This is a genomic window from Streptomyces sp. NPDC093600 (assembly GCF_044764755.1).
Lineage (GTDB): Bacteria > Actinomycetota > Actinomycetes > Streptomycetales > Streptomycetaceae > Streptomyces.
Genome location: NZ_JBIWIU010000012.1, coordinates 210170 through 235938, shown reverse-complemented (window position 1 = coordinate 235938; position 25769 = coordinate 210170). Strand labels below are relative to the sequence as shown.

17 protein-coding genes are annotated in these 25769 nt (G+C 72.5%); 12 read left to right on the top strand and 5 right to left on the bottom strand.

Annotation, left to right across the window (positions count from 1 at the left end; translation table 11 throughout):
- Positions 1 to 91 precede the first annotated feature (91 nt).
- Positions 92 to 1033 carry an SDR family oxidoreductase gene (locus tag ACIRB4_RS26715; RefSeq protein ID WP_403294715.1) on the bottom strand — a complete coding sequence of 314 codons (942 nt, stop codon included), beginning with the start codon at positions 1031 to 1033 and terminating at the stop codon, positions 92 to 94.
- Between the two features lie 117 nt (positions 1034 to 1150).
- Here ACIRB4_RS26715 and ACIRB4_RS26710 point away from each other — a divergent pair, with 117 nt between their 5' ends.
- The 6 genes from ACIRB4_RS26710 (at position 1151) to glgP (ending at position 10590) form a co-directional block, all read left to right on the top strand.
- On the top strand, positions 1151 to 2140 hold the full coding sequence (locus ACIRB4_RS26710; RefSeq protein WP_403294713.1) for an AraC family transcriptional regulator: 990 nt from the start codon (positions 1151 to 1153) through the stop codon (positions 2138 to 2140).
- Positions 2141 to 2292: 152 nt separating this feature from the next.
- On the top strand, positions 2293 to 3762 hold the full coding sequence (locus ACIRB4_RS26705; RefSeq protein ID WP_403294712.1) for a 4-hydroxyphenylacetate 3-hydroxylase family protein: 1470 nt from the start codon (positions 2293 to 2295) through the stop codon (positions 3760 to 3762).
- Complete coding sequence (locus tag ACIRB4_RS26700; RefSeq protein ID WP_403294711.1) at positions 3759 to 5228, top strand: MFS transporter; 1470 nt, start codon at positions 3759 to 3761, stop codon at positions 5226 to 5228. Before ACIRB4_RS26705 ends, ACIRB4_RS26700 begins: the two co-directional genes overlap by 4 nt.
- A 150-nt stretch (positions 5229 to 5378) precedes the next feature.
- A complete protein-coding gene (locus ACIRB4_RS26695) occupies positions 5379 to 6515 on the top strand; it encodes a monodechloroaminopyrrolnitrin synthase PrnB family protein (protein ID WP_403294710.1) in 1137 nt (378 codons plus the stop codon).
- An 11-nt stretch (positions 6516 to 6526) separates the two neighbouring features.
- Positions 6527 to 7870: an FAD-dependent monooxygenase gene (locus ACIRB4_RS26690; protein ID WP_403294709.1), complete on the top strand. Its 1344-nt coding sequence runs from the start codon at positions 6527 to 6529 to the stop codon at positions 7868 to 7870.
- Positions 7871 to 8010: 140 nt separating this feature from the next.
- On the top strand, positions 8011 to 10590 hold the full coding sequence (gene glgP / locus ACIRB4_RS26685; protein ID WP_403294708.1) for an alpha-glucan family phosphorylase: 2580 nt from the start codon (positions 8011 to 8013) through the stop codon (positions 10588 to 10590).
- A gap of 79 nt (positions 10591 to 10669) precedes the next feature.
- Here the strand turns inward: glgP and ACIRB4_RS26680 are convergent, their stop codons facing one another.
- The 4 genes from ACIRB4_RS26680 to glgX form a co-directional block, all read right to left on the bottom strand.
- Complete coding sequence (locus ACIRB4_RS26680) at positions 10670 to 12709, bottom strand: M4 family metallopeptidase (protein WP_403294707.1); 2040 nt, start codon at positions 12707 to 12709, stop codon at positions 10670 to 10672.
- 234 nt (positions 12710 to 12943) lie between these two features.
- Positions 12944 to 14833 carry an ABC transporter ATP-binding protein gene (locus tag ACIRB4_RS26675; protein ID WP_403294706.1) on the bottom strand — a complete coding sequence of 630 codons (1890 nt, stop codon included), beginning with the start codon at positions 14831 to 14833 and terminating at the stop codon, positions 12944 to 12946.
- Entirely contained in the window at positions 14830 to 16665 is a 1836-nt protein-coding gene (locus ACIRB4_RS26670; RefSeq protein WP_403294705.1) for an ABC transporter ATP-binding protein, read from the bottom strand. Before ACIRB4_RS26670 ends, ACIRB4_RS26675 begins: the two co-directional genes overlap by 4 nt.
- Positions 16666 to 16746: 81 nt before the next feature.
- On the bottom strand, positions 16747 to 18927 hold the full coding sequence (gene glgX / locus ACIRB4_RS26665) for a glycogen debranching protein GlgX (RefSeq protein WP_403294727.1): 2181 nt from the start codon (positions 18925 to 18927) through the stop codon (positions 16747 to 16749).
- Between the two features lie 325 nt (positions 18928 to 19252).
- Here glgX and ACIRB4_RS26660 point away from each other — a divergent pair, with 325 nt between their 5' ends.
- The 6 genes from ACIRB4_RS26660 (at position 19253) to ACIRB4_RS26635 (ending at position 25721) form a co-directional block, all read left to right on the top strand.
- Positions 19253 to 20446 (top strand): Ig-like domain-containing protein, encoded by a 1194-nt coding sequence (locus ACIRB4_RS26660; protein ID WP_403294704.1) that lies wholly within the window; start codon positions 19253 to 19255, stop codon positions 20444 to 20446.
- 176 nt (positions 20447 to 20622) lie between these two features.
- Positions 20623 to 21888: an Ig-like domain-containing protein gene (locus ACIRB4_RS26655; protein ID WP_403294703.1), complete on the top strand. Its 1266-nt coding sequence runs from the start codon at positions 20623 to 20625 to the stop codon at positions 21886 to 21888.
- 82 nt (positions 21889 to 21970) lie between these two features.
- A complete protein-coding gene (locus tag ACIRB4_RS26650; protein WP_403294702.1) occupies positions 21971 to 22738 on the top strand; it encodes an enoyl-CoA hydratase/isomerase family protein in 768 nt (255 codons plus the stop codon).
- A 134-nt stretch (positions 22739 to 22872) separates the two neighbouring features.
- Positions 22873 to 23379, top strand: a complete 507-nt coding sequence (locus ACIRB4_RS26645) for an ATP-binding protein (protein WP_403294701.1) — start codon at positions 22873 to 22875, stop codon at positions 23377 to 23379.
- A 402-nt stretch (positions 23380 to 23781) separates the two neighbouring features.
- A complete protein-coding gene (locus ACIRB4_RS26640) occupies positions 23782 to 24534 on the top strand; it encodes a polysaccharide deacetylase family protein (protein WP_403294700.1) in 753 nt (250 codons plus the stop codon).
- Positions 24534 to 25721, top strand: coding sequence for a YncE family protein (locus tag ACIRB4_RS26635; RefSeq protein ID WP_403294698.1), 1188 nt, complete (start codon positions 24534 to 24536; stop codon positions 25719 to 25721). The genes ACIRB4_RS26640 and ACIRB4_RS26635 overlap by 1 nt, the downstream gene beginning before the upstream one ends.
- Positions 25722 to 25769 lie beyond the last annotated feature (48 nt).

The window sequence follows — 25769 nt, the reverse complement described above, 5'->3', positions numbered from 1 at the left end:
AATCCACACCGAACCCGGAAGGCCCTCACCCATTCAAGATCCCTCAGCCGAGACCTGCATCACCCGTCCACAACCTCCCGGGACAGAACACCTAGCCCTGCGGGGACGCCTGCTGTTCCTCCGTGTCGGCGGACCACACCTGCCACGGCTGGCGCGTCACCCACTCCTCCACCGGTGCCGGGCTGACCGCGAGCACCTCCGCGGAGACCCCGTCGTCGGCGGCCATCAGCAGCGGATCGGTGCCGGTCGCCATGTAGTGGTAGATGCCCGCCACCCCGGCCGCCGCCTCCGGGCCGAGCAGCTGGGCGAGCCCGCGCTCGAACACGTCCGGCGCCAGCGGCAGGTAACGCACCGTCCGGCCAAGACCCCGGCCGAACGCCTCCGCCAGGTCCTCGCCGGTCAGCGAGTGCGACCCGCCGATGTCGAACGTGCGGCCGTCCAGACCGTCGCCGGTCAGCGCCGCGTACACCGCCTCCGCCAGATCCCGGTGCGAGATCCACGCCGTCGGCGTGGACGCCGGCAGCGGATAGGCCAGCACGCCGTCGTTGACCAACGCCGGGCCGTTCCAGGGCGAGAAGAGGTTGTCCAGGTACACCGGCGGCCGCACCACCACCAGCGGGACGCCGCTGTCCCGGAGGACCTCCTCGGTGATCCGCCGGGTCTCGAATGCGGCCACCGCGGTCGGCCCCTGCGGGATACGGGTGTTGGCGTTGTAGACCAGACGCACGATCCCGGTGTCCAGGGCCGCCCGCGCGATGTTCCGCGCGTACAGGGCCACCCGCTCCGTGTCGTACACCAGCGGCATCACCACCGAGGCGTGGGTCGCGCCCTCGAACAGCCGCCGGACGTCGTCGGCGTTCCCCAGGTCGCCCGCGACGAAGCAGGCGCCCGGCAGGGGCGGGCGGTCGCCCTCCGGGCGGCGGGTGAGCGTACGGACCCGGTGGTGCCGCTCGGTCAGCAGGCGGGCCACCGCGCCCCCCTGAAAACCGGTCGCTCCCACGACCGCCACCCTCATCGGAATCTGTCTGGACATGTGTCGTTGAGGCCCTTCGATAGGCTGTGACCGCTGCCGTGACGGCTTTCCTCAGGCTGGCGGCGGCGGCTTCGGCCGATCAATTAACAATCCGGGGCGGAAGTTGAAGGATCGTCCATGGACAGCGTGGGAACCGACTGTGACGACCGGCGTGGGGAGGACCTCGACGACCAGCGCGAGGACCTCCTGAGCGAACTGCTGAAACCGCTCCGCCTCACCGGCGTCTTCGACAGCCGCTGGCACGTCCGCGCACCCTGGGCCATCGAGGGCGACGCGGAGCAGAGCTGTGCCGTGCTCCACTACCTCGTCGAGGGAGGCTGCTGGATCACCGGCGAGGGCCAGACCCCCATGGAGCTGCACGCCGGGGACCTGATCGTCTTCCCCACCGGCACCGCCCACCGGCTCTCCGACCGGCCCGACCGGCAGGGCGTGCCGCTCAAGGCCGTGCTGCCCGAGCGCCAGCCCGGCACCTCCGGCGAGATCGTCATCGAGGGCACCGGCACCGAGAGCCGACTGCTGTGCGCCGGACTCCACTACGACGCCAGCGCCGCCACGGGCCTCTACAAGTCGCTGCCCTGGGCGCTCGTCCTCGACGGCGCCCAGGTCGGCCGTGAGCCGCTGCTCCGCGACACCCTGCGGCTGCTCGCCGACCCCGGCCGGCCGATCGGACCCGGCGACCGGCTCATCACGCTGCGCGCCTTCGAGATGGCCCTGGTGCTCGCCCTGCGTCCGCTGCTGCGCGAGCTCACCGACACCCCCGACGCGCTGCCGGTGCTCCGCCACCCGGGCATCAGCCGGGCCCTGGTCATGATCGCCACCCGGTTCGCCGAACCCTGGACCATCGAGTCCCTCGCCCGGGAGGTCGGCATGTCCCGCTCGGCGTTCACCGCCGCCTTCCGCGAACTCGTCGGCGAGGCGCCCGCCCGCCACCTCACCGGGCGCCGGATGCAGGAGGCGGCCCGGCTGCTCACCGAGACCTCCATCCCGCAGTCCGCCGTCCCCTCCCGGGTCGGCTACCAGAGCGCGGTCGGCTTCCATCTCGCCTTCCGCAAATGGTTCGGCATGACGCCGGGGGAGTACCGCTCCGGCTACGACAACGCTGCCTGACCTCGGGATCTGGGCAAAACCGGACATGAACGGAAGCAGACTGGCCGGTTCTTAAGGACCGCTGGACGGACGTTCATTGCCCCGGCGCCACGCACCGTACAGGCTCGGTCACGGCCAGACGGCCGGTAACACACGAGGAGAGGCGATAAGCGGTGACGAGGTCCGGGCAGGAGTATCTGGAGGCGCTGCGCGACGGGCGCGAGATCTGGCTGGACGGAGAGCGGGTCAAGGACGTCACCACGCACCCCGCGTTCCGGGCCACCGCGGCCTCCTTCGCCGGTCTCTTCGACCTCGCCCACGACTCCCCGCACACACCGGTCCTCGTCAAGGGCGGAGTGCACCGCGCCTACGCCGTGCCCCGCTCCTACGAGGACCTGGTCGCGCGCCGCCACGCGTACAAGGTGTGGGCCGAGGCGAGCTACGGCTTCCTGGGCCGTACCCCCGACTACATGGCCTCCGGCGCGGCCGGGTTCGCCGCCGCCCCCCAGGTCTTCACCACCGACCGCCACGACGGCGCCGACAACGCCCTCGCCTACCACCGGCGGCTCGCCGAGGGAGGGCTCTACTCCGCCTTCACCATCACCAACCCCGCCTCCGGGCGCGGCGAGGACGACCTGACGGTCCGGGTCGTCGAGGAACGCGCCGACGGCATCGTGGTGCGCGGCGCCAAGACCATCGGCACCGGGGCGGTGTTCGCCGACGAGATCCTCGTCGGCACCATAGAGCCGCTCGCCCCCGAGGACACCGAGCGCGCGCTGACCTTCTCCGTACGGGTCGACACCCCCGGCCTCAGACTCATCTCCCGCACCTCCTACGAGGAACGGGCCCGGTCCGTCTTCGACCACCCGCTCTCCTCGCGGTACGACGAGAACGACGCGCTGCTCGTCTGCGACGACGTGTTCGTACCGTGGGACCGGGTGCTGACCTACCGGGACGTGGACGCGACCGCCGCGATGTGGTGGCAGACCCCGGCCTACCTCAACTTCGTCCACCAGTCGGCCACCCGGTTCTGGACCAAACTGGAGTTCCTCACCGGACTCGCGATCCTCATCACCCGCTCGAACGGCACGGAGAAGCTGCCGCCCGTCGTCCAGGCCGTCGGGCGGCTGCTCGGCATGGTCGCCCAGGCCAAGGCGTTCGTCCTGGCCGCGGAGGCGTCCTGGGAGCCGGTCGACGAGGGCCGGGGCGGGGTGCGGCCCGGCCAGGAGATCTCCTTCGCCCAGCGCATCATGGCCGGCGAGCTGTACCCCCGGGCCGTCCAGGACGTCAAGCTCCTCGCGGGCGGCGCGATCATCCAGACACCGGCGAGCGGCCGGGACCTGCTCCACCCCGAACTGGGGCCGCTGGTCCGGCAGTACTTCCGCACCCCCGGCCACCCGGCGGAGGACCGGCTCAAGCTGCTCAAACTCGCCTGGGACGCCCTCGGCTCCGAGTTCGCCGGCCGCCACGAGCAGTACGAGCGCTTCTACCAGGGCGCCCCGCACGTCTATCTGACGATGCAGAACTGGGCGGGCGCCGCCGACGACTGCGCGAACCTCGCCCAGTCCTGCCTGGACGGCTACGACCTCGGGACGACCACGGGGCCGGCGGCCACCGGCGCGACCGCCGGGACCGGCCGGTGAGTGCCGGCCGAGTGCCCAGCGTGCGCGGCGCGCTCGCCCTGCTCGCCTCCACGCAGCTGCTGCTGATCCTGGACACCGCGATCGTCAACGTCGCGCTGCCCTCGGTCGGCGAGGACCTCGGGTCTGGCTCCGCCGGGCTCTCCTGGGTGGCCAACGCCTACCTCATCACCTTCGGCGGACTGCTGCTGCTCGGCGGGCGCACCGCCGATCTCCTCGGCCACCGCCGGGTCTTCCTCGCCGGACTCGCCGTCCTCGCCGCGGCCTCGGCCGCCGGCGCGCTCGCCCCGAACGCGGGCGTCCTCGTCGCCGCCCGTGCCACGCAGGGCGTCGGCGCCGCCCTCGCCGCGGCCGCCGCGTTCGCGCTGCTGCTCGCCCTCTTCCCCGACGGACCCGCCCGGCACAAGGCGCTCGGCGCCTTCGCCGCGATGGGCGGCCTCGGCGGAGTCCTGGGGACCGTCCTCGGCGGGGTCCTCACCGACCTCCTCGGCTGGCGCTCCACCTTCTGGCTCAACGTCGCCGCCGCCGCCGTGCTCGCCGTCTCGGCCCGCTCCACCCTTCCCCGGGCCCCGGCCCGCCCGCGGCGGTCCACCGGCGGGCGCTTCGACCTCGCCGGGGCCCTCACCGCCACCGGCGGCCTCGGCCTCGTCGCGTACGCGCTCGTCGGCGGCGGCGAGTCGGGGTGGCTCTCCGCCCGGACCCTCGGCGCGGGCGGCGCCGGCCTCGCCCTCCTCGCCGCCTTCGCGGTCATCGAGACCCGGGCCGCCGTCCCCCTCGTACCGCCCGCCGTCCTCGCCCGCCCCGCCCTGCGGCTGGCCAACGCCCTCAGCGCCCTCGCCCAGATGGCGCTGTTCCCCATGTTCTTCCTGGTCAGCCTCTATCTGCAGAGCGTGCTCGGACACTCCCCGCTCGGCGGCGGCCTCGGGCTGCTCCCGCTCTCGCTCGTCGTCGTCGCGGTCGCCCCGCAGACCGGCCGGATCATCTTCCGGCTGGGGCTGACCCGGACCACGACCCTCGGCTTCGCGCTGCTGAGCGCCGGCACCCTGTGGCTGGCGCTCGCGCTCACCGCCGACGGCACCTTCTTCACCACAGTCCTCGCGCCCAGCCTGCTGCTGGGCCTCGCCCTGCCGCTGGTCATGGTCACCACCAATGTGGCCGCCACGGCCGAGGCGGCACCCGAGGAGACCGGGCTGGCATCCGGACTCGTCAACACCAGCCAGCAGTTCGGCTCGGTGCTCGGGCTCGCCGTTCTGGTGGCCATCGCCACCACCCGTACCGACGCTGCCACAGCAGCGGCTCAGACCACCGGCTTCAGAGCCGCGCTCCTCGTCGCCGCGGCCTTCGCCGCCGTCGCGGCGCTGCTCTCGGTACGCCTGCGCCTGCGCCTGCCCGCCCCCGCCACGACGCCACCGCGCCGGGACCGGGCGGCCGAGCATACCCACGGTGACCACGTGGGTGACCACATCTGACCTCGGCCGGTGAGCCGAAGGGGCGCGCGGCTGTAGCGAGGGAGAACGCGCACGGGTCCCGAGGAACGAGGGGCCGGTCACGTTCGACCGTCGACAGTCGCACCCAGCGCCCCGGAGGCGAACCGAGCCCAACGAAGAGGGGCCTTTCCCTTGACCCTGTACGACCTTGTCGCGCCCGGTCTCGACGAACGCGGCGATCCCCGCTACCGCATCGCCGACATACGCGCCGCCGATCCGCTCGGCGCCGACGCCCTGCTCGCCGCACTGCCCGCGATGAACGCCGACGCCGACATCCCGGCGCTCGTCGTGGCCCTGCGCACGCTCGTCCCGGACCCGGACCGGGCCGCCGAGTGGAGCGTGGAGGCCGCCCTGGCGGCCATGCGCGACCTCGGCATCCTGCTCGGCTCGCTGAAACGTCACGGCGTCCAACCGGTCGCCGCCGTCCCCGAGGTCCTGCCCGTCCTCGAACTCCTGGGCCGCCGCACCGACATGGTGCCCCGGGACACCGTCCACCACTACACGACCTGGAACCCGCTCGGCCCGCGCCAGCGGATGTACACCGGCCACCCGATGGAGGGGCACCTCCAGGAGGCCGTCCGGATGGCGTTCCCCGGCCTGGTCGCCGCGCTCGACACCTGTGCGCGGATCGCCCGGCTCGAACCGTACGACCCCGGCTTCGCGGTCGCCCTCGACCGCACCGCCCACCACGTCCAGTCGATGGTCGACTCCATCGACTTCACCGTCGCCCACGTCACCCCGGAGTACTTCGCGCTCACCCTGCGCCCCTACTTCGAGGAGATCGAGGTCGCCGGGCGCGACTACCTCGGCCCGGCCGCCGCACAGGTCCCTCTCTGGCTCGTCGATCTGACGCTCTGGCAGTGCGACCGCTCCCACCCCGACTACGACGCCTTCCTCGCCGAGTCGGTCCAGTACAGCCTGCCGTCCTGGCGGGACTTCCACGCCCGGCACATCGGCGGCGTCTCCGCCGTCAGCAAGCTGTCGGCCGCGATCAGCTGGGAGAGCGCCGACCGGCTGCCTCCGCAACTGGAGGCGTCCGCCCGGGCCCTCGCCCGGGTGCTCAAGATCCTCAAGACCTTCCGGGCCCGCCACATCGGCATCGCCCGCAAGGCCTACCGCGACGACCTGCGGCTGTACGAGGAGGGCAGCGGCGGGGCACCCATCGCCCTGCTGCGCTCGATACTCGACCTGACCAGGGACAACGAGACCATGGTGCGCCGGACGACGGGCGGCCGTCCGGTAGCCGGGTCTCGGAGGTCGGCGGCGTGAGGGAGCATCCGATGACCCCCACGTCCCATGTCGTCGTCGCCGGCGGCGGCGTCGCCGGCCTCACGGCCGCACTCGCGCTGCACGCCGCGGGCTTCGACCGCGTCACCGTCGTCGAGGCGGCCAGAACCAACCGTCCGGTCGGCGCCGGACTCAACCTCATGCCCAACGCCGTCCGCGAACTCGACGCGCTCGGCCTCCTCGGCCGCCTGGAGGCCGGCGCCCTGCGCACCCGCGAACTGCGCTACTACCACCGCTCCGGCGGCCTGATATCCCGGGAGCCGCGCGGGCTCGGCGCCGGCTACCGCTGGCCCCAGCTCTCCATCCACCGGGCCCACCTCCAACAGGTCCTGGCCGACGCCGTACGGGAACGGCTCGGACCGGCCGCCCTCATCGGCGGCGTCCGCGTCACCCACGCCGAGACGCTGCCCGACGGCCGCCCCCGCATCCAGCTGGAGCACCGCGACGGCGCCGTCCGGGGCCGGGCCTCCCTCGAACCGGACGTGCTGATCGGCGCCGACGGCATCCGCTCGGCGGTCCGGGCCTCGCTCAACCCCGGCGAGGGCAGTCCGCCCTGGAACGGGATGCTGGTCTGGCGGGGCGTCTCCCGGATACCGGCCCGCGCCATCGGCGGCTTCATGCTCATCGCCGGGGACGACCGGCAGAAGGCCGTCGTCTACCCCATGAGCCGGCCCTCGGAGGCGGACGGCACGGTCCTGGTCAACTGGGCCCTCGCCCGGCCCGCCGGGGACGGGATCGAGGAGCGGGGGCGCGAGGAGTACCGGGGCGACTGGAACCGCGCCGTCCCCGTGGAGACGTTCCTGCACCACTTCGAGGGGTGGGAGTTCGACGGCGTCAGCGTCCCCGGCGTCGTCGAGGCCGCCGAGGCGGCCCACGAGTACCCCATGGTCGACCGCGAGCCCCTCACCCGCTGGACCCGCGGCCGCACCACCCTCGTCGGCGACGCGGCCCACGCGATGTACCCGATCGGCTCCAACGGAGCCACCCAGTCCATCGTCGACGCCCGCGCCCTCGCCCACGCGCTGGCCCGCCACCGCGACCCGGAGGCCGGCCTCGCCGCGTACGAGGAGGACCGCAGACCCGCCATGACGGCCCTGCAGCGGGCCAACCGCCGGCTCGGGCCCGAGGTCGTCATCGACCTGGCACACCAGCGGGCACCGGACGGCTTCACCGACATCCACCGGGTGATCCCCGCGTCGGAACTCGCCGCCATCGCCGCCCGCTACGCCGCCACCGGCGCCTTCGACCCGGCCTCCGCCAACCGGGACACCCCGTACGCGACACGCCGTCCGCCGGCCCCGGCCGTCCCCGCACTCCCCGTCAGCGCGCCGCGCTGACGCCCCTCCGGGCCACGGCACCACCCCCGCGCGCCGTGGCCCGGACGGACGGCGGTGCCTTACCTTCGGTGGGTGGCACAGCGCGACGCACAGCGTGGTGCGTCCGCCCCGCTCCGCTCTCCCCTGCGAAGGTGGAACACGTGAAGGCAATCCGTCGATTCACCGTGCGCCCCGTCCTCCCCGACACCCTTCGACCGCTCACCGACCTGGCGCGCAACCTGCGCTGGTCCTGGCACGAGCCGACCCGTGAGCTCTTCAACTCCGTGGCCTCCGCGCCCGCGGCAGACCGCCGCACCGACGACGGCGACCCCGTCCGGCTGCTCGGCTCCGTCTCCGCCGCCCGCCTCGCCGCGCTCGCCGCCGACCAGGACTTCCTGGCCAGGCTGCGGGCCGCCGCCGAGGATCTCGATCACTATCTGCACGCCCCCCGCTGGTACCAGGAGCACCAGGAACAGCACGGTGGGCTGCCCGAGTCGATCGCCTACTTCTCGCCCGAGTTCGGCGTCACCGCCGCCCTGCCGCAGTACTCCGGCGGCCTGGGCATCCTCGCCGGCGACCATCTCAAGGCCGCCAGCGACCTCGGCGTCCCGCTGATCGGCGTCGGGCTGCTCTACCGGCACGGCTACTTCCGCCAGTCCCTCTCCCGCGAGGGCTGGCAGCTGGAGCACTACCCCGTCCTCGACCCGGGCGAGCTGCCGCTCTGCCTGCTCCGCGACACCGACGGCACCCCCGCCACGGTCACCCTCGCCCTGCCCGGCGGCCGGACCCTGCACGCCCACATCTGGACCGCGCAGGTCGGCCGGGTCCCGCTGCTGCTGCTCGACTCCGACGTCGAGGAGAACGCCCCCGGCGAACGGAACGTCACCGACCGCCTGTACGGCGGCGGCAGCGAGCACCGGCTCCTCCAGGAGATGCTCCTCGGCATCGGCGGCGTCCGCGCCGTCCGCGCGTACTGCCGGCTCACCGGCACCCCGGCGCCCGAGGTCTTCCACACCAACGAGGGCCACGCCGGCTTCCTCGGCCTCGAACGCATCCGCGAACTGGCGGGCCGGGGCGTCGGCTTCGAAGCCGCCCTGGAGGCCGTCCGCGCCGGGACCGTCTTCACCACCCACACGCCCGTCCCGGCCGGCATCGACCGCTTCGACCGCGGTCTCGTCGCCCGCCACCTCGGCGACGACGGCGCGCTGCCAGGGCTCGACGTGGGCCGGATCCTCGCCCTCGGCGACGAGATTCCGCTCGGCGGCGAACCCGGACTCTTCAACATGGCCGCCATGGGGCTCCGCCTGGCCCAGCGGGCCAACGGCGTCTCCACCCTCCACGGAGGCGTCAGCCGCCAGATGTTCGCCGGCCTCTGGCCCGGCTTCGACCCCGACGAAGTACCGATCGGCTCCATCACCAACGGCGTCCACGCGCCGACCTGGACCGCGCCCGAGCTCGGACGGCTGCGCCCCGACGCCGACGACCGCGAACTGTGGGAGCTCCGCCGCACCCTGCGCGAACAGCTGGTCACGGAGGTACGGGAACGGCTGCGGGCGTCCTGGCGGCAGCGCGGCGCCGGAGCCGCCGAACTCGGCTGGACCGACTCCGTCCTCGACCCCGACGTCCTCACCATCGGGTTCGCCCGGCGGGTCCCCTCGTACAAGCGGCTCACGCTGATGCTGCGCGACCCGGACCGGCTGCGGGCCCTGCTGCTCCACCCCGAACGCCCGGTCCAGCTCGTCGTGGCCGGCAAGGCGCACCCCGCCGACGACGGCGGGAAGCGGCTCGTGCAGGAGCTCGTGCGGTTCGCGGACGACCCCCGGGTGCGGCACCGGATCGTGTTCCTGCCCGACTACGGCATGGCCATGGCCCGCAAGCTCTACCCCGGCTGCGACGTCTGGCTCAACAACCCGCTGCGGCCGCTGGAGGCGTGCGGGACCAGTGGGATGAAGGCGGCTCTCAACGGCTGCCTCAACCTCTCCGTCCTGGACGGCTGGTGGGACGAGTGGTTCGAGCCCGACTTCGGGTGGGCCATCCCGACCGCGGACGGCGCGGCGGCGGCCGACGAGGAGCGCCGCGACGACCTGGAGGCGGCCGCGCTCTACGAACTCGTCGAGCGGCGGGTCGCGCCGCGCTTCTACGACCGCGGCCCGGACGGGGTGCCGACCCGCTGGACCGCGATGGTCCGCAGGACGCTGGGCGACCTCGGGCCGAAGGTGCTCGCCGACCGCATGGTCCGCGAGTACGTGGAGCGGCTGTACGCCCCCGCCGCGGCGGCGCACCGCGCGCTCGACGACGGCGCGGCCCGGGAACTGGCCCAGTGGAAGGCCCGGGTGCGGGCCGCCTGGCCGAAGGTCGCCGTCCACCACGTGGAGGTCGGCGAGCTCGGCGAGGACCTCGGCGACGCCGAGCTCGGCGCGACGCTCGCGGTACGGGTGGGGGTGTCGCTCGGCGAACTGGGTCCCGACGACGTGGAGGTCCAGGCGGTCACCGGCCGCGTCACCCCCGACGACACCCTCGCCGACCCCCGGGTGTGCGCTCTGAAGCCCGCGGCCGGCACCCCCGACCTGGAGGGCCGGCGGATCTACGAGGGCTCCCTCGTTCTCGACCGCACCGGCCCCTTCGGCTGCACGGTCCGCGTCCTGCCGTCCCACCCGAGGCTCGCCTCGGCGGCGGAGCCGGGTCTGGTGACCTGGCCGGCGGACGCGGTGGCGGAGGGAGCGGGGCTGCTGCTGCGCTGACGCGCCGGTACGCGCGACCGCCCGGAGGGAACGAACCCTCCGGGCGGTCGACGTGCGGTGCCGTGCCGTGCCGTGCTGCCTACGGGAACGTCAGCTTGAAGCTGTTGATGTAGCCGGTGTCCTGGGCGGCCCTGTCCTGGACGCGGAGTTTCCAGGCGCCGTTGGCGACCTCGCTGGAGGCGTTGACGGTGTAGGTGGCGATCACGTTGTCGGCCGAGTCGGAGGACGAGTACGGCTTGAGGTTGTAGACCGAGCCGTCCGGGGCGACGAGGTCGACGACGAGGTCACCGCGCCAGGTGTGGACGATGTTCACGTCCACCTTGAGGGTGGAGGGCGCGTTGCCGGTGACACCGGTGACGTCGACCGTGGAGGTCACCGCGGCGCCGTTGTCCGGGATGGACACGTCGGCGGTGTTCTCGAAGGTCTTGCCGGTGCCGGGGTCGCCGCCGCCGGGACGGGAGCCCACGTTGACGCCGGCCCAGGCGTGCTCGACCGCCTTGACCTCGGCGCTGCCCGCGCCGTACAGCTCGGTGGCCACCGCGACCGTACCGGTGCGGGCACCGGCGTAGTTGGTGTTCGAGCTGAACTTGGTGGTGAGCGCCTTGAACCAGATCAGCGAGGCCTTGTCCCGGCCGATGCCGGTGACGGGCAGGCCGTCGGAGGTCGGCGAGTCGTAGCTCACGCCGTTGATGGTCTTGGCGCCGCTGCCCTCGGAGAGCAGGTAGTACCAGTGGTTGGCCGGGCCCGAGGAGTAGTGGACGTCGATCGAGCCGATGCCGGAGTACCACGCGTCCTTGGACGAGCCGTCCTTGCTCGGCTTGTCCATGTAGCGCAGCGGCGTGCCGTTGCCCCGGATGTCGATCTTCTCGCCGACGAGGTAGTCGCCCTTGTCCTGGGCGTTGTTGGCGTGGAACTCGACGGCCGCCGCGAAGATGTCGGAGGTGGCCTCGTTCAGGCCGCCGGACTCGCCGCTGTAGACCAGGCGCGCGGTGTTGGAGGTGAGGCCGTGCGTCATCTCGTGCGCGGCCACGTCGATGGAGGTCAGCGGCTTGGCGTTGTTCGCGCCGTCGCCGTACGTCATGCAGAAGCAGGAGTCCTGCCAGAAGGCGTTGACGTACGCGTTGCCGTAGTGGACCCGGGAGTACGGCGCGACGCCGTCGCCGCGGATGCCGTTGCGGCCGTGCACGTTCTTGTAGTAGTCCCAGGTGAGCGCGGCGCCGTAGTGGGCGTCGGCGCCCGCGGTCTCCAGGTTCTGCGGGGTGCCGTCGCCCCACACGTCGTCGGATCCGGAGAAGAGCGTTCCGGTGCCGGAGGTGCCGCGGTTGAGGTTGTACGTCCGGTGGTTGCCTCGGGCGGCGTCGGTCAGCGTGTACGGGCCGCTGCCGCTGGTGCCGAGGGTGACCTGGCCGGCGTACTGGGTGTTGCCCGTGCCGTTGTGGACGGCCTGCCACTCGTACAGCTTCTCGCCGGTGGTCGCGTCGGTGACGACGTGCAGCTCGTTCGGGGTGCCGTCGTGCTGGAGGCCGCCGACGACCGTCTCGTACGCCAGGACGGGCGAGCCCTGCGCCATCCAGACGACCTTGCGCGGGGCGTGCTCGGTGGTGGCCTTGTCCGCGCCCTCCGCCCTCGCCTCCGCCAGCGCCTGCTTCTCGGCGGCGGCCGGGGCGACGCTCATGGCGTTCACATCGATGTGCTTCAGCTCCGCACGGGACGCCTTGGTGACGCCCTGCGTCCGGCCGGCCTTGCTCTCGGCGACGATCAGGTCGCCACCGAGGACGGGGAGCCCGGCGTAGGTGCGCTCGTAGCGCGTGTGGGTCGTGCCGTCGCGGTCCTGGACGACGTCACGGACGACCAGCTTCTCCTGCGGGCCGAGGCCGAGGGTCTTGGCGGTCGCCGCCTTGTCCGCGTCGGCCGCGCGGATGAGCGCGGTGCGCTGGGCGGGGGAGAGGTCGGCCGGTAGCTTGCCCGGGTCGGCCTGGCTGCCCGACTGGGCTTTGGGGGCGAGGGCCCGGCCCTCGTCGGCGGTGGCGGCACCGGTCTGCACGCCCACGGCGAGCATGGCGGCGGCGGCGATCAGCGCGCCGGTGGCGGTGGCGCGACGGCTTGGCGTGGATCTCACGCGGACTCCTTTGCGAGGGGGGTACCGGTCGACGTGGGGGGTCGAACGGGCAGTGCAAACAGAGCTTTGATGCGCGAACAGTGATGCGAAGAGCCGGGGAGAGAGTGACAGTCATGAACGACCCGTGTCAGGAGCGCGTCAAGAAGTTGGCCGGAAATCGTCCGCTGCCCGAAAGGCCGTGTTCGTTCAGCGGACGTTTCGCCGTCCGGTACGGGACCGAGGGACCCGGCCCCGTCAGCCCACCAGGCTGTCGCGCCACGCCCGGTGGAGGGTCGCGAAACGGCCCTCGCCGTCCACGAGCGCCGCGGGCGTGCCGTCCTCGACCACCCGCCCCGCCTCCATCACCAGGACCCGGTCCGCGATCCCCACCGTCGACAGCCGGTGCGCGATCACCACGGCCGTGCGCCCCGCGAGCACCGTGTCCATCGCCCGCTGCACCGCCCGCTCGCCCGGCACGTCCAGCGAACTGGTCGCCTCGTCCAGGATCAGCACCGCCGGGTCCGCGAGCAACGCCCGGGCGAACGCCACCAGTTGCCGCTGACCCGCCGAGATCCGCCCGCCCCGCTTGCGTACGTCCGTGTCGTACCCGTCCGGAAGCCCGGCGATGAAGTCGTGCGCGCCGATCGCCTTCGCGGCGTGCTCGATCTCCTCACGGGTCGCGTCCGGCCGCCCGATCGCGATGTTCTCCGCGACCGTCCCCGAGAAGAGGAACGCCTCCTGCGTCACCATCACCACACCGCGCCGCAGTTCGGGCGTCGCCAGCTCGCGCAGATCGACCCCGTCGAGCAGCACCCGCCCCTCCGTCGGGTCGTAGAAGCGGGCGAGGAGCTTGGCGAGCGTCGACTTGCCCGCGCCCGTCGAGCCGACGACCGCGACCGTCTGCCCCGCCGGGATCGTCAGGTCGAAGCGGGGCAGCACCTCGCCCCCGGTCCGGTACGCGAACCGGACCCCCTCGAAGACCACCTCCCGCCCCGGGATCCCCGGCCGGGCGGCCGGCAGCGCGCGCGGCGAGACGGCCTCCGGCACGCCCGGCTCCTGCGCCAGCAGCCCCGCGATCTTGCCGAGCGAGGCGGCCGCCGACTGGTAGGAGTTGAGGAACATGCCCAGCCGGTCGATCGGGTCGTACAGCCGCCGCATGTACAGCACCGCCGCCGCGAGCACCCCCAGCGCCAGCGTCCCGTCGGCGACCCGGTACGCGCCCCACAGACACATTCCGGCCACCGCCGTGTTGGCGACGAGCCGGGAGCCGACGACGTAACGGGCCATCTCCAGGAGCGCGTCGCCGTTGCTGCGCTCGTGCCGGTGGTTGAGCGCCGCGAACTCGCTGTCGTTGGCCGGCTCCCTGCGGAACGCCCGCACCGGCCGGATCCCGTTCATCGTCTCCGCGAACTTCACGATCACGCCCGCGATCGCCGTGGACCGCTCGGCGAAGACCCGGTCGGCGCGCCGCCGGTACAGCCGCACCAGCAGATACAGCGGTACGAAGGAGGCGACGGCCACCGCCCCGATGCCCAGGTCCAGCCAGAGCAGCACCACCGAGATGGAGACGAAGGCGAGGACGACGCCGATCAGCTCCTGAAGCCCCTCGGCGAGCAGCTCGCGCAGCGACTCCACGTCGGTGGTGGAGCGGGAGATCAGCCGGCCGGAGGTGTAGCGCTCGTGGAAGTCCAGGCTCAGCAGCTGGGCGTGGCGGAAGATCCGGCCGCGCAGGTCGAGCAGTACGTCCTGGTTGACCCGGGCGGCGCCGCGGACGAAGGCGTACTGGAGGAGCCCGGCGCCGGCCGCGCAGAGGAGGTAGCCGAGGGCGACGGCGACGAGCGGCCCGTGGTCCCCCCGCCGGAAGGCCGGGACGCCGCTGTCGATGGCGTACGCGACGAGCAGCGGACCGGCCTGCACGGCGGCCTGCTGGAGGAGCAGCACGCACGCGGCGACACCGACGCGCACCCGGTGGGCGGAGAGCAGCGACCGCAGCAGGGCCCGGGTCGCCCCGGGGGCCGCGGGCAGATCGTCCCGGTCGAACGGGTCGCCGCCACCCGGCTGCCCCGTCCTTCCCGGCCCCGCCGTCCCGGCCGGTTCCGTCCCGCCCGGCCCCGCCTTCGCCGTGCTCGGCTTCGCGTCCGTCATCGCGCCTCGTCCTCCTCGTCCTCCTCGCCGGACATCAGCCAGGCGTACTCGGCGTTGCCGCGCAGCAGTTCGTGGTGGGTGCCCACGGCGGCGATCCGGCCCCCGGACAGCAGCGCGACCCGGTCCGCGAGCTGGACGGTCGACGGGCGGTGCGCCACGACCAGCGCGGTCGTCCCGCGCAGCACGTCCCGCAGAGCCGCTTCCACCAGCGCCTCCGTATGGACGTCCAGCGCAGACAGCGGGTCGTCGAGGACCAGGAAGCGCGGCCGCCCGACCACCGCCCGCGCCAGGGCCAGGCGCTGGCGCTGACCGCCGGAGAGGCTCAGCCCCTGCTCGCCGACCTGTGTGCCGGACCCCTCGGGGAGCACCGCGACGAAGCCGTCGGCCTGGGCGACCTCGAGCGCGCGCCGCAGCTCCGGCTCACCGGCCCCCGCCACCGCGCCCATCAGGACGTTCTCGCCGACGCTCGCCGAGAAGAGCGTCGGTTCCTCGAACGCCACCGACACCAGTGCGCGCAGCCGCTCGCGCTCCATCAGCGTGATGTCCTCGCCGTCGAGCAGGATCCGCCCGGCGGTCACCTCGTGCAGCCGCGGTACGAGGGCGGTGAGCGTCGTCTTGCCGGACCCCGTCCCGCCGACCAGGGCCAGCGTCTCGCCGGGCCGGATGTGCAGATCGATCCCGTCGAGCACGGGCGGGGCGTCGTCGGGCGCGTCCGGGTAGCGGAACGAGACGCCCTCGAACCGCACCCCGTCCCGTACGTCGTCCGGCGCCTCCTCCCGTACCCCCGCGGGCCGCCGCTCCGGACCCGGCCCCGCGGACTCCTCCGGTTCGTCCATCACCTCGAAGTACCGCTCGGTCGCGGTCGCCGCCTCCTGGCTCATCGCGAGGAGGAAGCCGATCGACTCCACCGGCCAGCGCAGCGCGAGCGCCGTCGACAGGAAGGCGACCAGCGTGCCGGCCGACAGCTCGCCGTCGGCGACCTGGACCGTGCCGAGGACGAGCGCCGCGCCGATGGCCAGCTCCGGAAGGATCGTGATGAGCGCCCAGATCCCGGCCAGCAGCCGCGCCTTCACCAGCTCGGTCGAGCGCAGCCGTCCGGCCAGCTCGCGGAAGGCGAGGGCCTGGCTGCGATGGCGGCCGAAGCCCTTGACCACACGGATGCCGAGGACGCTCTCCTCCACCACCGTGGTCAGATCACCGACCTGGTCCTGCGCCCGCCGGGCGACCACGGCGTACTTCGTCTCGAAGACGGAGCAGAGGATCACCAGCGGCACGACCGGAGTCAGCAGCACCAGGCCCAGCGTCCAGTCCTGCGCGAGCAGCAGGAGGTAACCGGCCAGGACCGTCACCCCGTTGACCAGCAGGAAGGTCAACGGGAAGGCGAGGAACATCCGTACCAGCATCAGATCGGTCGTGCCGCGCGACAGCAGCTGCCCCGAGGCCCACCGGTCGTGGAAGGCGATCGGCAGCCGCTGGAGGTGCCGGTACAGATCCGCCCGCATCCGCGCCTCGACCCCGGCCAGCGGCCGCGCCACCAGCCAGCGGCGGAAGCCGAAGAGCAGCGCCTCCGCGATGCCGAGCAGCAGCAGATACAGCGCGCCGAGCCACACCCCGCCCGGCTCGCCCGCGGCGACGGGCCCGTCCACCATCCACTTCAGGACGAGCGGAATGACGAGGGACAGGCACGAGGCGACGACCGCGACCACGGCGGCCGCCGCCCACCGTCCCCGCACCGGACGCACATAGGGCCACAGGCGCAGCAGCGCGCGCACGGCCGAGCGGTCGACGGGACCGCCGGCGGAATCCTGGGAAGGTGTCGGTTCTTCAGGCATCAGGGCCGAGCCTACGGTTCACCCCTGACAACCCTCACGTGGATTTCCGGCCCCCGCGCCCCCCGGACCGGTCGGCTCGCCTCACCCCCCGACCCGCAGCAGCACCACCGACCGCGCCGCCACCGTCACCCGCTCCCCGCCGCGGTGCACCGTCCCCGGCGCCCGGGTCTGGTCCTCCTCGGCGGTGTCCAGGACCAGTTCGTACGACTCCGCCCACGGCGGTCCCGGCAGCAGGTACTCCACCGGCTCGGCCCCCGCGTGCAGCACCGCCAGGAAGCTGTCGTCGGTGATCTGGCCGCCCCGCGCGTCCCGGCCCGGTATGTCGCGGCCCGACAGATACAGGCCGAGCGTCGCCCTGGGCGCGTACCAGTCCCCTTCGGTCATCTCCGCGCCGTCCGCCGTGAACCAGGCCAGGTCGCGCAGCCCGTCCGCGCCCTGCGGACGGCCGGAGAAGAACGCCCGGCGGCGCAGCACCGGGTGGGTGTGGCGCAGCGCGAGGAGCCGTCGGGTCAGTTCCAGCAGACCGCGCCGACCGGGGTCCTCGGGCAGCGACCAGTCCAGCCAGCTCGTCTCGTCGTCCTGGCAGTACGCGTTGTTGTTGCCGCCCTGGGTGCGCCCCATCTCGTCGCCCGCGACGAGCATCGGCACCCCGGTCGACAGCAGCAGCGTCGTGAGCAGATTGCGCAGTTGCCGCAGGCGCAGGGCGTTGACCTCCGGATCGTCGGTCTCGCCCTCGGCCCCGCAGTTCCAGGACCGGTTGTCGTTGGTGCCGTCCCGGTTGCCCTCGCCGTTCGCCTCGTTGTGCTTCCGTTCGTACGTCACCAGGTCGCGCAGGGTGAAGCCGTCGTGCGCGGTGATGAAGTTGACCGAGGCGTACGGCCGCCGGCCACCCCAGGCGTACAGGTCGCTGGAGCCCGACAGGCGGTAGCCGAGATCCCGTACGTCCGGCAGCGCGCCGCGCCAGAAGTCGCGCACGGCGTCGCGGTAGCGGTCGTTCCACTCCGTCCACAGCGGCGGGAACGCGCCGACCTGGTAGCCGCCGTTGCCCACGTCCCACGGCTCGGCGATCAGCTTGACCCGCCGCAGCACCGGGTCCTGCGCGATGACCGCGAGGAAGGGGGAGAGCATGTCGACGTCGTGCATCGAGCGGGCGAGCGCCGCCGCCAGGTCGAAGCGGAAGCCGTCGACGCCCATCTCCGTCACCCAGTAGCGCAGGCTGTCGGTGATCAGCCGCAGCACCTGCGGCTGGACGACGTGCAGGGTGTTGCCGCAGCCGGTGTAGTCGGCGTACCGGCGGGCGTCGTGCTGGAGCCGGTAGTAGCCGCGGTTGTCGATGCCCTTCAGCGAGAGCGTCGGCCCCAGCTCGCCCGCCTCCGCCGTGTGGTTGTAGACCACGTCGAGGATGACCTCGATCCCGGCGGCGTGCAGCGCCCGCACCATCCGCTTGAACTCGCCGACCTGCTGCCCCGCCGTCCCGGACGAGGAGTAGCCCGCGTGCGGGGCGAAATAGCCGATGGAGTTGTAGCCCCAGTAGTTGCGCAGCCCGCGCCGCAGCAGATGGTCCTCGTGCGCGAACTGGTGCACCGGCAGCAGCTCGACCGCCGTCACCCCCAGCCCTACCAGATGCTCGACGGCCGCCGGATGCGCCAGCCCCGCGTACGTGCCGCGCAGCTTCTCCGGGATGCCGGGGTGGAGCCGGGTGAAGCCCTTCACATGCAGCTCGTAGATGACCGAGTCCGGCCACGGGGTCTTCGGCCGGCGGTCGTCGGACCAGTCGTCGTCGTCGTGGACCACCACCCCCTTCGGCACGAACGGCGCCGAGTCCCGGTCGTCCCGCACCGTGTCCGCCACATGCTGCTGCGGCCAGTCCCGGACGTGCCCGTACACCTCCGCGGGCAGCGCGAAGTCGCCGTCCACCGCCCGCGCGTACGGATCGAGGAGCAGCTTGGCCGGATTCCAGCGGGCCCCGGTCCAGGGGTCCCAGCGGCCGTGCACCCGGTAGCCGTACCGCTGCCCCGGCCCCACCCCCGGCACGAAGCCGTGCCAGATCTCATGGGTCAGTTCGCTCAGCGGCAGCCGTCTCTCGGCGCCGTCGGCGTCGAAGAGACAGAGCTCGACGGCCTCCGCTCCACCGGCCCACAGCGCGAAGTTCGTCCCCGCCACCCCGTCGGGGCCGACGCGGCAGCGCGCCCCCAACGGGGTGGGCGCGCCCGGCCACACGGCCGGTCCGCGCCGTTCCACGACAGGGGAGGGCCGCTCCACGACCGGAGAGGACCGTTCACCCTCCCGCGACCCGTCCTCCTGTACCGCCTCCTGCTCGGCTGCGCTCGACACCTGTCCGGCCTCCCGCGGCTCGTCGGGCCCCGTGCTGTCCGGAGCGCGGCGTCCCGGCCGCGGCTTCCCGCACATGGTCCTCCCACCTGTTCTGCCCGTAGTGCCGCACTCCCAACATGACCCGCACGCACGTTTCCCCTGGAGGGTGGCCGTCGTTGGGCCGGGCGTGAAACACGTACTGAAGCGGGTGTGGGCCTGTCGTCCGGATCGGGAACCCGGAAAGGCCCGGAAGAAGGGGCCGAGGGCCGGTGCGGTGCTCGCCCTGGCGGCGGCGGGACTGGTGGTCGGGCTCGCGGGCTGCACGGGGACCGGCGACGGCGGCGGTCTCGGCGTATCGCTGCCGGGCAAGGCCCGGGCGCCGGGCGATGTCATCCGGATCAGCCCGGAGGACGGCAGCCGGGCCGTGCCGGCCGACGGCCCGATCGAGGTGAGGGTGGACAGCGGCCGGCTCGAACGGGTGACGGTCGTCCGGGTCGAGGACGCCCAGCGGGCCGAGGTGCCCGGAGCGATCAGCCCGGACGGGCTGCGCTGGCGGCCCGGGGCGGGCGTCCGGCTCGCGCCGGCCGCGAAGTACAGCGTGGACGCGGTGGCGCTCGACGCGCACGGCCGGCGCTCCGCCCGGCACACCACCTTCACCACGGCCGTCCCCGAACACCGCTTCATCGGCTACTTCAAGCCGGAGAACCGCTCCACGGTCGGCACCGGGATGATCGTCTCCTTCGCCTTCAACCGGCCCATCGAGAACCGGGCGGCGGTCGAGCGCGCCATCACGGTCACCTCCGACCCGCCGGTGGAGGTGGCCGGCCACTGGTTCGGCAAGGAGCGGCTCGACTTCCGCCCCGCCGAGTACTGGAAGCCGGGCACGAAGGTGACCGTCGAGCTGGCGCTGCGCGATGTCGAGGGCGCCCCCGGGGTGTACGGCATCCAGAGCAAGAAGGTCGGGTTCACCGTCGGGCGCTCGCAGGTCTCCCTCGTCGACGCGGCCGCGCACACCATGGAGGTGCGCCGGGACGGCGAGCTTCTCGCGACCCTGCCGATCACGGCCGGGGCGCCCAAGACGACGACGTACAACGGCAAGATGGTGGTCACCGAGCTGTACGACGTGACCCGGATGGACGGCCGGACGGTCGGCTTCGGTGGCGAGTACGACATCAAGGACGTGCCGCACGCCATGCGGCTCACCGAGTCCGGCACCTTCCTGCACGGCAACTACTGGGCCTCGGCGGACACCTTCGGCTCGGCCAACGTCAGCCACGGCTGTGTCGGTCTGCGCGACGTGAAGGGCGGCAGCGCCGACTCCCCGGCCGGCTGGTTCTTCGACCGGACGCTCATCGGCGACGTGGTGGAAGTGGTCAACTCCCGTGACCGAAAGGTCGCTCCCGACAACGGCCTCGGGGGCTGGAACATGGAGTGGAACCAGTGGAAGGCCGGTTCCGCCGTGCGGTGAGACTCCGTCATCCCCTCGCTGACCTGCACTGCCCGCGCACAACTGGGACTGAACAGTGACATTCACGTGGAACTTTCGTGTCCTGCGGTGTGATTATCTAGCGCCGTGTGCGCGGAGGACGCGCGCGGGGGTGCGGGCGTGGCGTGGCCAGGCCGTGCGAGGGGAGACGAACCATTGTGAACGGGCAGCCGATATCGGGGGCATCGGTCGGGACCACGCGGCGGGGAGGTCGACGTGGCGGGGCCGCCCGACTGCAGGCCGTGGCCGTGGGCGCCCTGCTTCTCGTCCTGACGGCGTGCGGGGGCGGGGACCCGGCGGGCGGGGGCAAGGGCGGGCAGGATCCGGCGGGGAGCGGCGGCGGCAAGCAGGAGACCGCGGCATCGCAGGCGGTCGTGACGATCGCGCCGAAGGACGGCGCCGAGTCGGTCGCCACCTCCGGCGCGCTGAAGGTGACGGCGGAACAGGGCAAGCTGACCACGGTCACGGTCGCCGACTCCAAGGGCACCGAGGTCGAGGGGAAGATCGCCCCGGACGGTACGAGCTGGCAGCCCGTCGGCCACCTGGCCGCCGCCACCCAGTACAAGGTCCACGCGATCGCGAAGGACGCCGAGGGCCGTGAGTCGGCGAAGGACACCACCTTCACCACCCTCGTCCCGAAGAACACCTTCATCGGCCACTACACGCCCGAGGACGGTTCCACCGTCGGCGTCGGCATGCCGGTCTCCATCAACTTCACCCGGGGCATCACCGACCCGGAGGCCGTGGAGAACGCCATCAAGGTGACGGCCGAGCCGTCGGTGCCGATCGAGGGCCACTGGTTCGGCAACGACCGCCTCGACTTCCGCCCGGAGAAGTACTGGGCCGCGGGCACCAAGGTGACCGTGGAGCTGAACCTGGACGGCGTCGAGGGCCGTCCGGGCGTCTACGGCAAGCAGAAGAAGAAGGTCAGCTTCACCATCGGCCGCCGCCAGGTCTCCACCGTGGACGCCAGCGCCAAGACGATGAAGGTCGAGCGCGACGGCAAGATCATCAAGACGATCCCGATCACCGCGGGCGCCCCGTCGACCACCACGTACAACGGTCAGATGGTCATCAGCGAGAAGTACAAGGTGACCCGCATGAACGGAGCCACGGTCGGCTTCGGCGGCGAGTACGACATCAAGGACGTGCCGCACGCCATGCGCCTGTCCACCTCGGGCACCTTCATCCACGGCAACTACTGGGCCTCCTCCGGGACGTTCGGCTCGGCCAACGTCAGCCACGGCTGTGTCGGTCTGCGCGACGCGCGCGGCGCCGGCGACAGCTCCACCCCGGCGGCCTGGTTCTACGACCGCTCGCTCATCGGCGACGTCGTGATCGTGAAGAACTCCAAGGACAAGCAGATCAAGCCGGACAACGGCCTCAACGGCTGGAACATGGACTGGTCGGAGTGGATCAAGTAGTCGTACGCGACTGAGAGCGGGCCCGGTGCTGTGACAAACGGCACCGGGCCGCTTCTCGTTAACGGCCACTAACCTGCCTCACATGACTGTGAACCTCGAAGTCGCCGAAGGCGTCGGCACCATCCGTCTCGACCGCCCTCCGATGAACGCCCTCGACATCGCCACCCAGGACCGGCTGCGCGAGCTCGCCGAGGAGGCGACCGACCGCGACGACGTGCGGGCCGTGATCCTCTACGGCGGCGAGAAGGTGTTCGCGGCCGGCGCGGACATCAAGGAGATGCAGGTCATGGACCACGCGGCCATGGTCAAGCGGTCGCGCGCGCTCCAGGACTCCTTCACCGCCGTCGCGCGCATCCCCAAGCCGGTCGTGGCCGCGATCACCGGCTACGCCCTCGGCGGCGGCTGCGAACTTGCCCTGTGCGCCGACTACCGGATCGCCGCCGACAACGCCAAGCTCGGCCAGCCCGAGATCCTGCTCGGTCTGATCCCCGGCGCGGGCGGCACCCAGCGCCTCTCCCGTCTCATCGGCCCGTCGAAGGCCAAGGACCTCATCTTCACCGGCCGGATGGTCAGGGCCGACGAGGCCCTGACGCTCGGTCTGGTCGACCGGGTCGTCCCGGCCGCCGAGGTGTACGAGCAGGCGCACACCTGGGCCGCCAAGCTCGCCCAGGGCCCGGCGCTCGCGCTGCGCGCCGCCAAGGAGTCGGTCGACCAGGGCCTGGAGGCCGACATCGACACCGGTCTGGCGATCGAGCGCACCTGGTTCGCGGGCCTCTTCGCGACCGAGGACCGGGAGCGCGGGATGCGCAGCTTCGTCGAAGAGGGCCCGGGCAAGGCCAAGTTCGTCTGACCCGGCGGCGGGGGCCCGGACCGGCGCCCCCCTTCCCGCCCATGCCGGTCGAATCCCCCCGGAATTCTCGATTCCGGGGGACAGATTCCCGGGGAACGGCCACGCGAACCCGTCCCTGCGGCCATGATGGGGGCATGGCGGGCCTGGAAGGTATGGAACAGCCGCGGCAGCAGCACGGCGGGGCGACCGCCGCACGGTGGGTACCGGCCGCCGAGGACGAAGAGGCCCTTGAGGCGCTGGAGTTGTACGGCAATCCGGCCGAAGGCGATGTGCGGCTGCCGTCCCGGCCCGAATCCGCCGCCATCGCCCGCCGGCTCACCCAGTGCGTCGTCCTGCGCCAGTGGGCGCTGAGCCCTCAGCTCGCCGAGCACGCCGTGCTCCTCGTCTCCGAGCTCGTCGGCAACGCCGTCCGCCACACCGGAGCGCGCGTCTTCGCGCTGCGCATGCTGCGCCGTCGCGGCTCCATCCGGATCGAGGTGCGCGACCCCTCGCGCGGACTGCCCTGCCTGATGCCCGTCCACGAGATGGACGTCAGCGGCCGCGGGCTCTTCCTGGTCGACAAGCTCTCCGACCGCTGGGGCGTCGACCTGCAGCCCCGCGGCAAGACCACCTGGTTCGAGATGAGGGTCTGCGACCGCTGAGCGCGGCCCACCGCTGAAAGCGGCCCGTACGCACAGAAGCCCCCGTCCGCCGTGATGCGGCGCCGAGGGGCTTCTGTGGGGAGCGCCGTGGACGGGGGGGGGTGTATCCACGGCCGCTGGAACGACCTGGCCCGGGTCAATGGGGGTCGTGTCCCCGACTATGGCAGACAAGGGGCCTTGTCACCAAAAGTTCCTACAAGGGCAAACTTCCCCATAACGGGACACATTGCGAATGAATCGTTGGTGACCTAGAGCACCCGCCTTGTAAACCATGAATAGATATGGGCATCACTGATTGTTTCATCGGGTCGCCCCGCATGCCAGACGGCTCTCGCGGCTCGGTAAACGTCCTGATATGGCTCAATCGCCATCTTTCGGGCATACCGGCCTTTAAATGATCGGGTGACCCTGCCCGACCGCCGCACCGCACTACGAGCCGGCACGGCCGCCGCCGTCGCCGGAGCCCTCACCACCGCCTGCGGCACACAGCCCCGCCCCCGGCGCACCCCGCCCGCCCCCGCGCCCGCCGCACCCGCCCCGCGCCACTTCCCCGGCCACCCCGCCGAGATCGCGCACGGCCCCCGCGACCGCCCCCGCGTCGCGCTCACCTTCCACGGCCAGGGCGACCCCGCCCTCGCCCGCACCCTCCTCACCCAGGCCGAGGAGACCGGCGCCCGGGTCACCGTCCTCGCCGTCGGCGGCTGGCTCGACCAGCACCCCCGACTCGCCCGCCGCATCCTCGACGGCGGCCACGACCTCGGCAACCACACCCAGCGCCACCTCGACACCACGACCATGACCGAGACCGAGGCGTACGCCGAGATCAGCGCCTGCGCCACCCGGCTGCGCCGGCTCACCGGCTCCATCGGCACCTGGTTCCGGCCCTCCCGCACCCAGCACGCCACCCCCGCCGTCCAGCGCGCGGCCCGGCGGGCCGGATACCCGCACGTCCTCTCGTACGACATCGACTCCCTCGACTTCACCTCGCCCGGCGCCCCGGCCGTCGTCGCCAACGTCACCCGGCGGATCCACAACGGATCAGTCGTGAGCCTCCACTTCGGCTACGCGGACACCGTCGCCGCCCTGCCCCTCCTCCTCGCCGACCTCGACCGCCGCGGCCTGCGCGCGGTGACCACCACGGAGCTGCTGACCTGATGCTGCCTCTCACCAAGCGTTCGAAGAGCCTCCTCGCCGCCGCGCTGCTCGCCGCGCTCGCCGGCTGCGGAACCGCCGACACCGGCACCGGCCCCCAGGGCGGAGCCCGCAAGGAAGCCGCCGCGCTCCCCGCCGCGACGAAAAACGCAGCCCCGCCCGGCCTGCCCGGCATGCCGCCGGTCCTCGACCCCAAGGACGTGTACGCCGCCGACCGGCCGAACAACCTCTCCCCGGTGGTCAAGAACTTCCCGCACCGGGTCTACGTCCCCAACACCAACTCCAACACCGTCTCGGTCATCGACCCGGCGACCTACCAGGTCATCGAGACCATCCCCGTCGGCATCCAGCCCCAACACGTCGTGCCCTCCTGGGACATGAAGACCCTCTGGGTGAACAACAACCGCGGCCACACCCTCACCCCGATCAACCCCGCCACCGGCGCCGCCGGCGACCCGGTCGAGGTCCACGACCCGTACAACCTCTACTTCACACCCAACGGCAAGTACGCCGTCGTCATGGCCTCCCTCGACCGCGAACTCGTCTTCCGCGACCCCCACACCATGGAACGGAGGAAGACCGTCCCCGTCACCTGCTACGGCGTCAACCACGCCGACTTCTCCGCCGACGGACGGTACTTCATCGTCTCCTGCGAGTTCTCCGGCGAACTGCTCAAGGTCGACACGGAGAAGATGGAGGTCGTCGGCCAGCAGAGACTGCCCCTCGAAGGCGCGATGCCGCAGGACGTGAAGATCTCCCCCGACGGCAAGACCTTCTACATCGCCGACATGATGGCCCACGGCATGTGGGTCCTCGACGGCGACAAATTCACCACCCCCAGCCTCCTGCCGACCGGCAAGGGCTGCCACGGCCTCTACATCTCCCGCGACTCCAAGGAGATGTACGTACCCAACCGCGGCGAAGGATCCATCTCCGTCTTCGACTTCGCGCAGAACAAACTCACCAAGAAATGGTGGCTGCCCGACGGCGGCTCCCCCGACATGGGCGGCGTCTCCGCCGACGGCAAGGTCCTGTGGCTCTCCGGCCGCTACGACTCCGAGGTCTACGCCATCGACACCACCACCGGCCGCCAACTCGCCCGCATCCCCGTCGGCAGCGGCCCCCACGGCCTGGCGGTCTACCCCCAGCCCGGCCGCTACTCCCTCGGCCACACGGGAATCTTCCGTTGATTCCAGGGCTCGGTTCGCCTCCGGGCGCTGGGTGCCGGGCTCACAGGG

What these genes read in the sequence shown, in the direction of transcription:
- ACIRB4_RS26675 (WP_403294706.1), bottom strand. Translation starts at nt 14,833, where the DNA reads ATGACGGACGCGAAGCCGAGCACGGCGAAGGCGGGGCCGGGCGGGACG.
- ACIRB4_RS26690 (WP_403294709.1), top strand. Translation starts at nt 6,527, where the DNA reads ATGACCCCCACGTCCCATGTCGTCGTCGCCGGCGGCGGCGTCGCCGGC.
- ACIRB4_RS26670 (WP_403294705.1), bottom strand. Translation starts at nt 16,665, where the DNA reads ATGCCTGAAGAACCGACACCTTCCCAGGATTCCGCCGGCGGTCCCGTC.
- ACIRB4_RS26635 (WP_403294698.1), top strand. Translation starts at nt 24,534, where the DNA reads ATGCTGCCTCTCACCAAGCGTTCGAAGAGCCTCCTCGCCGCCGCGCTG.
- ACIRB4_RS26715 (WP_403294715.1), bottom strand. Translation starts at nt 1,033, where the DNA reads ATGTCCAGACAGATTCCGATGAGGGTGGCGGTCGTGGGAGCGACCGGT.
- ACIRB4_RS26710 (WP_403294713.1), top strand. Translation starts at nt 1,151, where the DNA reads ATGGACAGCGTGGGAACCGACTGTGACGACCGGCGTGGGGAGGACCTC.
- ACIRB4_RS26650 (WP_403294702.1), top strand. Translation starts at nt 21,971, where the DNA reads ATGACTGTGAACCTCGAAGTCGCCGAAGGCGTCGGCACCATCCGTCTC.
- ACIRB4_RS26645 (WP_403294701.1), top strand. Translation starts at nt 22,873, where the DNA reads ATGGCGGGCCTGGAAGGTATGGAACAGCCGCGGCAGCAGCACGGCGGG.